The sequence below is a fragment of the Paenibacillus sp. Soil766 genome, assembly GCF_001428105.1.
GTDB lineage: Bacteria > Bacillota > Bacilli > Paenibacillales > NBRC-103111 > Paenibacillus_E.
The window spans coordinates 432,683-441,427 of sequence record NZ_LMSJ01000034.1 but is presented as its reverse complement, the minus strand read 5'-3'; the positions used below and the strand labels follow the sequence as shown (position 1 = coordinate 441,427).

Genomic DNA, 8,745 nt, shown 5'->3' with positions numbered 1-8,745 from the left:
TGAATTTAGACTTAGTAGTGGACACAACGAATTGGGGAGTTAGATAATAGACCTATCCAAATTACGAGGTGTCCGAGATGAGTGAATTCCGCCAACGTTACAATCAAAAGTTCAAAGAGGAAACGGTTAAGTACATTCAACAGCATAGTAAATCGATCCCAGATATTGCTAACGAACTGAACATTCCAGCGAAGACGTTGAGCAGCTGGGTAAGTAAATATCGCCAATTTCCAGATGAGCCCTTCGTGGGTAGTGGGAATCTGCGTAGCCATGATCAGATCGTGAAAGACCTGGAGCAGCGAAACCAAGACCTTGAGGAAGAACTCGCCATCTTAAAAAAGGCGCTGCACATCTTCAGCAAAGACCCGAAGTGAAATTCAAGTTCATTGATGATCACCGTTCAACATTTCGAGTTGAGAAGATGTGCAGCGTACTAGGTGTATCCAGGAGCGGCTATTACAAATGGCGAAACACACCTCCGAGTGAGCGGAAAAAGCGCAGAGAAGCATTGGCTAAAGAGGTGGAAACGGAGTACTTGGAATCGGATCGGAATTACGGGAGTCCTAAAATTACCGAGGAACTGAGAAAGAAAGGTTTCAAAGTCGCTGTCAAAACGGTTGGACGGATCATGAAAGAGAAGGGCTTACGCTCACAAGCTATAGCGAAATTCAAGGTTCAAACAACAGATTCAAATCATAGCCACCCGATTGCGCCTAATTGGTTGAATCAGCATTTTGATGTGTGTACAAAACCRAATCAAGTATGGGTTACCGACATCACGTACATCCACACGCGTCAAGGAAACCTATATTTAGCAAGCGTTCTTGACTTGTTTACCCGCAAAATCGTGGGCTGGCAGCTTGGCAATCGCATGACCGTGGAGCTGACGTTAGACGCCTTAAACCAAGCATACGAAGCTAAACGACCRCCTAAGGGCCTTATCCATCATTCAGACCGGGGATCGCAGTATGCGTCCAGTGAATATCGAAAACAGCTGAAAGAATACCATATGATTCGTAGTATGAGCCGTAAAGGCAACTGCTACGATAACGCTTGTATAGAGGCTTTTCACAGCATTCTCAAGCGGGAATTGGTGTACAGATATAAATTNCCATATGATTCGTAGTATGAGCCGTAAAGGCAACTGCTACGATAACGCTTGTATAGAGGCTTTTCACAGCATTCTCAAGCGGGAATTGGTGTACAGATATAAATTTCAAAGTCGCCAAGAAGCACTCCAACGAATCTACTGGTATATTGAGTTCTTCTACAACCGGAAGCGTACGCACAGCAAGCTCGGCTATTTGTCTCCAGATAAGTTTGAATCACAGTTTTACAAACAACAGAAACTGATTTCTTAGCTTTTTTTGTGTCCACTCTATTGACTCAGATACATGGCTATTTGTCTCCAGATAAGTTTGAATCACAGTTTTACAAACAACAGAAACTGATTTCTTAGCTTTTTTTGTGTCCACTCTATTGACTCAGATACAATAAGGCCCTTTTGGGGCCTTATGGCGACCGAAGGCTCGCGGATTTCGCTTCTTCGGGAACTTTAGCGCCTATTTAGGGCGCTAAAGTCCAGGTGCAACCTCGCGCGGCGAGCAATAAGGCCCTTTTGGGGCCTTATTGCGACCGAAGGCTCGCGGTTTGCTCCTCATCAGGTACTATTATGTGCCGAGTTGGCGCAAAGCTCGATGTGATGTATAAAACAAAAAAGAACCCCTGAGGATTCTTCTAAGTACTGCTGTTTGTTCCGCTATCACTGCCACCACCACCGCCGCTGTCAAATCCTCCGCTACTACCACTATCTGAACTCCAACTACTGCCACTGTCAGTACTCCCCGTAAAGCTATTGTTGGAATTATCACTTTGGTAGTCTGCAGATGTGCCATTCGAATCATAAGAAATTTCTGAATGATTGTTATCCAATTGATGCTGATTTTGGTTATCCATTTGAATGGCATTGATGCTGCTCGTATGGTTGTTAAAATTCGACTGCGAGCTGCGGCGCCCGCTACTTGAGCCTCCGCCACTTGTAACAAGTGAAACAATGATGCCTATAATGGCCACCAAGATAAATATCCCTAATATCATCGAGAACGTCCTTCCTCATCTACAGCATTTTTTACAATTATTGTATTCGATGTAAATGAGTAAAGTCCTTTGCAGATTAACTTCCTAATTACAAAGAAGTAGGCAGACCTTGCAGATACATGGAGATGCAATCAGTACTTTGTTTTAATGATTGAATGGTTTTTGGATTCGGAGCTGCATAAATGTGTAAATAATCAGTTTCACCATATTCATGACGAATTGGAAATGCCAACTTCTCTTCAGTTAATGAGAATTCCGCATGGATACCTGCTTTATTCCCACGTGCATCAAGACGGATCCATTTGCCAATTGCTTGTAAATAAACAGCATTTAATGCATGGACACAATAGCCACTATCAGGGGTATCTCCCAATGTAAGTCTCTGATAACAGAATCCCGTTGGTATACCTTTACTTCTTAAAATAGCACATAACAAATTCGATTTCGCATAACAGATGCCTTCGGCAAAATGGAGGACTTCTGAAGCATTACAAGTGATTCGAGAACTTTGAATATCCCAAGAATGCGCAATGCTATCACGGACAAAAGCAAAAGCTCGCTTCACAAAGTCAATCTCGTTTAGTGATCCCGCTTTTAATTCCTCGGCCTTTTCTTTAATTGTAAAGTGGCTATAATTTACTTCCTCCGATTCGACTAAATATTCTTCGATTACTGGCGTTTCACATAACAATTCCATTGTATATCCCCCTCAATAAAGTCATCTATTCTATAATAATTATGCAATATCATGTATAAAAATTCAATTCATCGAGCGGGCTATTTTATTCATTATTTGTGCAATTAACATAAGGGATGTCTTAAGCTCATCACGTATTGCATCCTTGCCGAAGTTTTATATCTGGAGCTAGAATAATATAATAAGCCTCCTCAAATGAGAGCGCTTTCTAGTTATCAAAACACCTTGACCTGCTGAATTCTAGGACGATTTGCGTTTTATATAGGAGTTGTTCACCAATTTGAAATATCTGCCTTTATAAATTTATTGTCAAAAGGTGTAGAATAATGTAATACGTTTTTTTCTACGCAAAGGAGGATAAGTCATATGTCACAGACATCAACTGTTCAAGAATTATCAGCTCCAATTGTAGCTGAACCCAAATCATTAGACGTACTTGACCAATTACTGAAACCCGAGGTGCAAGAATCATTAACACTTCTAGTGGATAATCTCCCTAAACTAGCGGAAATGGTTAATATGCTCACGAAAGCGTACGATTTCGCACAAAACGTGGCGACTGACAAAGTACTTATCAATGATTTTGCCCAAGGTATTGGGGAGTTCGTAAAACCTGTACAAGAAAAAGCAAAAAACATCGCGTCAGCAGCCATTGAAGCTGGTGAACGGTCACAGGCTGACGTTAGCACAACCATCGGTCTATTCGGTATGTTGAAAATGTTGAAGGACCCTGAAGTACAGAAAACACTTCGATTTGCTCAAGCATTCTTGAACGTACTCGCAGAACGAAAAAATTAATCCGGACAAGGGATGATAACGATGGCTAAACAAATACTAATTCTTGGCGGCGGATATGGCGGTCTCTTGACTGCGTTAACCGCACGTAAACATTTATCTTCTTCAGAAGCTAACATTACAATTATCAATAAATTCTCAACACACCAAATTATTACCGAGCTACATAGATTAGCTGGCGGCACGATTAAAGAGCAAGCCGTTGCACTCCCTCTTCAAAAACTGCTTGGTGACAAAAATGTCAATATCGTTGTTGACACGATCCAAGAAATTAAACCAAATGAAAAGCAAGTTCTAACTAGCAGCGGTGCCGTTCATAAATATGATGCGCTAGTTGTTGCACTAGGCAGTGAAACAAACTACTTCGGCATTCCTGGGCTGGAAGCAAACAGTTTAATACTGAAATCAGCTTCTGACGCAAACCGGATCCGTGCTCATGTTGAAGCTCGCTTGGACGCTTATAAAGCTTCTGGCCATAAAGCGGATGCAACGATCGTGGTCGGTGGTGGTGGTTTAACAGGTGTAGAGCTTGTAGGTGAATTCGCAGATAAGCTTCCTGAAGTGTGCCGCGCCAAAGGAATTGATTTCAATGACATCTCCATTTACTGTGTGGAAGCAGGTCTATCCATTCTTCCTGTATTCCCACCAGTTCTCATTGAGCGTGCTGTGTCGAGCCTTGAGAAGCGAGGAGTTACGTTCCTGACAGGTGTTGCGATCACAGAAGCTACGAATAATTCGGTTTCGTTGAAAAGCGGACAAACGATCGAAGCAAGTACGATTATTTGGACTGGCGGCGTTAAAGGTAACCAAGTAGTCGGCAGTTGCGGGATCGCAGAAGATCGCGGCCGTGCGACAGTAACCTCGACACTGCAATCCACATCGCACGCTGATATCTTCTTGGCAGGTGATTGCGCGGTTGTTTTCCCTGAAGGCAGCGAAAGACCATACCCCCCTACTGCACAGCTAGCTTGGCAAATGGGTGAAACGGTTGGTTACAATTTGTCCGTTCAACTTAAAGGCGGCGTTATGGAGAAATTCGTTCCTGTGTTCTCTGGAACACTTGGCAGCCTAGGACGTAAAGATGGCGTAGGAACAATCGGTGGTAAGAACACACAATTGAAGGGCTTACCTGCTACATTGATGAAAGAAGCAAGCAATGTTCGTTACCTTTCGCATATTCATGGCCTCTTCGCTTTAGCCTATTAAATAACTCAGATGTCTCACAGCCTATATGGTTTGTGGGGCATCTTTTGTTATGTCCACTTTCTCAAAGTTTTGTTGGCAGTTATAGTTTCAGATACGACTCAAGCATATATTGGGTCTTTTCCATTTCTTTTTGCAAGAGATCATTGATTTGGTTCACCGTCATACAGCTGAAATTGCCCCATATCAAATTGCGGCACAGATTATGAGGAAATGCTAAATCAAGATAGAGCAGTTTCATTTCTTGCTTAGATAACTTGTTCATTCTCAGATAAGCACGCATCACCTTTAGAAAAGCACGATGATTCCAAGCTCTCGACTTCTTTATCATGGCGTATAGCAATCGATTCAGATCCCTGGAAGGCAAATCAATTCGAACAAATTCCCAATCAATGAAATAAATCTCTCCTACTTCATCCAGTAATATATTCTGAGAATGAAAATCATGATGACTTAGCACGAGATGAGTGTGCACTTCCCTCCAGTCCATGCAACACGCCTGTTGCTTAACGTTTTCTTTTACAAATTCACCTGTTCTCATATAAAAATCAATATAGCTTAGCACAGCATTGCTCCACGGTTCTTCAGCGCATGATTGCTTATCTCTCCAGATTCCCATAAAATAAAGTGTTTCTTCATACTCTTGCTCCCACTTAGCTGCCCCACATCGAATTTGACCATGTGAAACTTGAAACGCTTTGGATATCACATGCATTCTGCCCAGTAAATCAGCTAACCGAATTACGTTGTCTAAGTTAATCAGTGGATAAGACACAGCGCAAATATATTGCTGAAGGACATAGAAACAACCTTTGTATTTCATGTAATTCTTGTGCTCATTTGTCTGGTAAATCGTTGGAATGTTGATTCCTCGGCACCTAAGAAAGTCTTCGGAATCCACCATAAACTGCAATCGGCACTCATCCATTTGCATCCTTTTCAAAATATAATTGCCTTGGCGTGCAGTGATTTTCATGACATAGGAACGTGAGGTGTTACGAATGAGTTCAACTTGTTGGATCGACAAATCATATTTGACCGCAACCTCTGCGAGAAGTCCTTTTCCCATCTGCACCACTCTCTCACTATAGTAGTTCTAGATAGTTTATGTTCCTTGTCCACAAAGTCATGGTATGAAAGCGGATCATTCTTGCCCAATTGAGAGATGCTAGGAACACAAAAAAGCAGACACCGCGGCGCCTGCTTTCCACATATTATCATATGGTTAGTGGGTGAAAAATACAATTTGAACAAAGAACAAAACCGCAAATAGATAGAATATAGGATGTACATCCTTTCTTTTGCCCCGAACAACTTTGAGAATTGGATATACAATGAATCCTATGCCAATACCCGTCGCAATACTGTAGGTCAGTGGCATCAGAACAACAATCAGAAATGCCGGAAACGCCTCTTCCAGGTCCTGCCACTCAATTTTTCGCAACAGTTCATCATGAGAAAACCAACATTGATTAATGTAGGAGCCGTAATTGCCGGTATACTTGCGAGAACTGCATTAATGGGCGAGAACAATAAAGTCAACGCCAATAGGAGACAAACGATAACGGCAGTAAGTCCTGTTCTTCCACCAACTGCAACACCTGAACTAGATTCGATATATGCTGAGGTTGGACTTGTACCCAATAAAGCCCCCGTTGTTGTACCAACCGCATCGGCCAAAAGAGCACCCCTGGAACGAGGAAATTTATTCGCTTTGAGTAGGCCCGCTTGCTCAGCTACACCGAGCATAGTACCAGTCGTATCGAATAAAGTGATCAATACGAATGTGAAAATTACTGCATATAGACCACTTGTAAATACACCCTTGATATCAAGTTAAAAAGCCGTCGCCGCCAAACCTGTTGGAGCCGCCAAGAAGGTATCTGGTAAAGCCAATAGACCATATATCCATGCAAGAACGGCTGTGATTAGCATGCCAAAGAATAAATATCCCCGCACCTGATAGGCTAATAATACAAGTGAAATGATGAGTCCGATCAGTGTAAGTGCCGTCATGGGCTCTCTCAAATTGCCTAACGTGACTAAGGTTGCTGGTGAGCTTACGATAATTTTTGCATTTTGTAATCCAATGAAGGTGATAAAGAGTCCAATTCCTGCGGTAATGGCATGTTTAAGGCTAGCGGGAATCGCGTCGAGCAATACATAACGAAAAGATGTGAGCGACAGCACAATGAACAACAGTCCTGCGATAAATACAGCTCCTAATGCTACTTGCCATGGAACCCCATTCCCTCCCACAACAGTAAAAGCGAAATAGGCGTTCAATCCCATTCCTGGTGCAATCACAATCGGATAATTGGCAAAGAGACCCATGATTAGTGTTGCTACTATACTCGCTAGCACAGTTGCCATGAATACACCATGGAATTCCATCCCCGTTGTGCTTAATATGCCTGGATTTACGATCACGATATAAACCATTGTGAGGAATGTCGTCACACCAGCCAATATTTCCGTTACTACGGAAGTCCCGCGCTCCTTTAATTTGAAAAGTTGATCCATGGTCGTCCTCCTGAGTTGCTTTTAATAAATTAGTGTCATGATTCCGGCAGTAACGATGGATCGTTCTGTTTTCCCTTCTTTCGTTTATCACGAAGATCTTGAAAATAAAATAAGATCAGCAACATGAAGGGAATCGAAATACTAAAAACAAAGTCGAACCAAAAATAGGAGGACTCTAGGATCGCATTATATTGTATAATATTAGGCGTACCTGCAACGGTTCCCACGAGTAGCAGCATGCCAATTGGTATTGTCAGCATATGGCTCTCCTTCAATTGAAACAGTTCTGCAATGCCTGAGGTTAACGAGAAAAAGAGGAGCAGTGTTTTATAAAACACTGATATGAACCATAGAAAAGCCATAACCGCCTCTAACCGTTCCAAAAAATGTCCTATCGTTATCTTCTGTGCGAGTACGAAAGTCGGATAATATTTCGATTCCATTAAATTGGGACCTAACACTAGCACACATAGAATGACAATGATGAATAAAATAGCACCTCCGATCGCATAACCTGTTAGAATGGGTTTGGTCAGAGATGTAGTACCGGTAACATTGGATACTAGCATGAGAAGTATAACCATTTCTGAAAATGCAGTTGCAAAAGCCAATAAAGCCCCGTTCCAAATTTTCCCAATTCCTTCTGATGCGATGGGTCGCAAGTTTGCATATTCCACTTGGGGCAGTAGTAAAACGAAGAGAATGAGGAATAACAGCATAAACACAGGAAATAGTAGCTCTCCCATTCGAGCAAATGCTTCAACACCATACTTATAAGCGATAATAATGACCAAAATGAATACAGCAATGATCGCATTAATTGGTGTTTCTGGCATCAATTGCGTTGTCATAAACTGACTCATCTCACTTAGCAAAGTTAGCGAACACATATAGAAATCGAACAGAAATAGTAGGATAATCAAACTTCCAATCCAAACGCCTAAATTTAGTCTAATTTGATTAAAAAGTCTCCGCCTGCGAAGCTTGTTCGCAATTCCAGCAAATATACCTCCTACTACGAATCCAAGGAAGATGGCTAACAATACAGACAACCATGCATCTTGTTTTGCAGATGTCGCAAGGATGGTAGGCATAATGAGAATTGAATCTCCAATAACCCCAAGAATGATCAAGATCGTAAACTGGCGTACAGAAATGGTAGCATTGTCAAATGTGTTCATTTGGACCTCCTTGTCTCTGCATCCAGCTTAATTTAAACAATCCAACCGACCATCCATTTAACAATTATGAATGGATTCGGTAAAACAACTTCTAATGTTAGCAAGACATACGAAGCGCTTGCTATCAGCAGGAGCATAGTGAAAATGATAAATTCACGTATATGATTGTGACGCAAGAGTTTTGGTGCTTCTAACCAGAACGTACCAGCAGTTAATGCAAGAACAGTAAGTACAGACGCCATCCATGAA

The 8,745-nt window shown here is 41.9% G+C and carries 9 protein-coding genes and 2 pseudogenes; 5 read left to right on the top strand and 6 right to left on the bottom strand.

The window, feature by feature from the left end; all coding sequences use genetic code 11:
- Positions 1–77: 77 nt before the first annotated feature.
- From ASG89_RS25630 to ASG89_RS35830, 3 genes and pseudogenes are all read left to right on the top strand, one after another.
- Positions 78–374: a transposase gene (locus ASG89_RS25630; RefSeq protein ID WP_057313835.1), complete on the top strand. Its 297-nt coding sequence runs from the start codon at positions 78–80 to the stop codon at positions 372–374.
- A pseudogene (locus tag ASG89_RS38725) lies at positions 371–1,110 on the top strand (IS3 family transposase); the annotation flags it as partial. The gene ASG89_RS25630 and the pseudogene ASG89_RS38725, both read left to right, overlap by 4 nt.
- 5 nt (positions 1,111–1,115) lie before the next feature.
- Positions 1,116–1,361 carry an IS3 family transposase gene (locus ASG89_RS35830; protein ID WP_082593592.1) on the top strand — a complete coding sequence of 82 codons (246 nt, stop codon included), beginning with the start codon at positions 1,116–1,118 and terminating at the stop codon, positions 1,359–1,361.
- Positions 1,362–1,737: 376 nt separating this feature from the next.
- On the opposite strand, the gene ASG89_RS25620 is transcribed toward ASG89_RS35830, so the two are convergent.
- Both ASG89_RS25620 and ASG89_RS25615 read right to left on the bottom strand, forming a co-directional pair.
- The gene (locus tag ASG89_RS25620) at positions 1,738–2,097 is read right to left on the bottom strand and encodes a hypothetical protein (RefSeq protein WP_057313833.1); all 360 of its coding nucleotides are present in this window, start codon (positions 2,095–2,097) and stop codon (positions 1,738–1,740) included.
- Between the two features lie 88 nt (positions 2,098–2,185).
- Positions 2,186–2,794 carry a transglutaminase-like domain-containing protein gene (locus ASG89_RS25615; protein WP_057313832.1) on the bottom strand — a complete coding sequence of 203 codons (609 nt, stop codon included), beginning with the start codon at positions 2,792–2,794 and terminating at the stop codon, positions 2,186–2,188.
- A 366-nt stretch (positions 2,795–3,160) separates the two neighbouring features.
- Here ASG89_RS25615 and ASG89_RS25610 point away from each other — a divergent pair, with 366 nt between their 5' ends.
- Together ASG89_RS25610 and ASG89_RS25605 are read left to right on the top strand one after the other, a co-directional pair.
- Positions 3,161–3,592 (top strand): DUF1641 domain-containing protein, encoded by a 432-nt coding sequence (locus tag ASG89_RS25610; protein WP_057313831.1) that lies wholly within the window; start codon positions 3,161–3,163, stop codon positions 3,590–3,592.
- A 21-nt stretch (positions 3,593–3,613) separates the two neighbouring features.
- Positions 3,614–4,795 carry an NAD(P)/FAD-dependent oxidoreductase gene (locus tag ASG89_RS25605; protein ID WP_057313830.1) on the top strand — a complete coding sequence of 394 codons (1,182 nt, stop codon included), beginning with the start codon at positions 3,614–3,616 and terminating at the stop codon, positions 4,793–4,795.
- 79 nt (positions 4,796–4,874) lie between these two features.
- Here the strand turns inward: ASG89_RS25605 and ASG89_RS25600 are convergent, their stop codons facing one another.
- The 4 genes and pseudogenes from ASG89_RS25600 to ASG89_RS25585 form a co-directional block, all read right to left on the bottom strand.
- Positions 4,875–5,861: a phosphotransferase gene (locus tag ASG89_RS25600; RefSeq protein WP_057313829.1), complete on the bottom strand. Its 987-nt coding sequence runs from the start codon at positions 5,859–5,861 to the stop codon at positions 4,875–4,877.
- Between the two features lie 156 nt (positions 5,862–6,017).
- A pseudogene (locus tag ASG89_RS25595) lies at positions 6,018–7,315 on the bottom strand (NCS2 family permease).
- A 35-nt stretch (positions 7,316–7,350) separates the two neighbouring features.
- The gene (locus ASG89_RS25590) at positions 7,351–8,496 is read right to left on the bottom strand and encodes a GerAB/ArcD/ProY family transporter (protein WP_057313828.1); all 1,146 of its coding nucleotides are present in this window, start codon (positions 8,494–8,496) and stop codon (positions 7,351–7,353) included.
- A gap of 32 nt (positions 8,497–8,528) precedes the next feature.
- Entirely contained in the window at positions 8,529–8,738 is a 210-nt protein-coding gene (locus ASG89_RS25585; RefSeq protein ID WP_057313827.1) for a hypothetical protein, read from the bottom strand.
- Positions 8,739–8,745: the final 7 nt, after the last annotated feature.

Excerpts from the sequence above, each read along its gene's own strand:
- ASG89_RS25630 (WP_057313835.1), top strand. The coding sequence starts at position 78 with ATGAGTGAATTCCGCCAACGTTACAATCAAAAGTTCAAAGAGGAAACG.
- ASG89_RS35830 (WP_082593592.1), top strand. The coding sequence starts at position 1,116 with ATGATTCGTAGTATGAGCCGTAAAGGCAACTGCTACGATAACGCTTGT.
- ASG89_RS25620 (WP_057313833.1), bottom strand. The coding sequence starts at position 2,097 with ATGATATTAGGGATATTTATCTTGGTGGCCATTATAGGCATCATTGTT.
- ASG89_RS25615 (WP_057313832.1), bottom strand. The coding sequence starts at position 2,794 with ATGGAATTGTTATGTGAAACGCCAGTAATCGAAGAATATTTAGTCGAA.
- ASG89_RS25610 (WP_057313831.1), top strand. The coding sequence starts at position 3,161 with ATGTCACAGACATCAACTGTTCAAGAATTATCAGCTCCAATTGTAGCT.
- ASG89_RS25605 (WP_057313830.1), top strand. The coding sequence starts at position 3,614 with ATGGCTAAACAAATACTAATTCTTGGCGGCGGATATGGCGGTCTCTTG.
- ASG89_RS25600 (WP_057313829.1), bottom strand. The coding sequence starts at position 5,861 with ATGGGAAAAGGACTTCTCGCAGAGGTTGCGGTCAAATATGATTTGTCG.
- ASG89_RS25590 (WP_057313828.1), bottom strand. The coding sequence starts at position 8,496 with ATGAACACATTTGACAATGCTACCATTTCTGTACGCCAGTTTACGATC.
- ASG89_RS25585 (WP_057313827.1), bottom strand. The coding sequence starts at position 8,738 with ATGGCGTCTGTACTTACTGTTCTTGCATTAACTGCTGGTACGTTCTGG.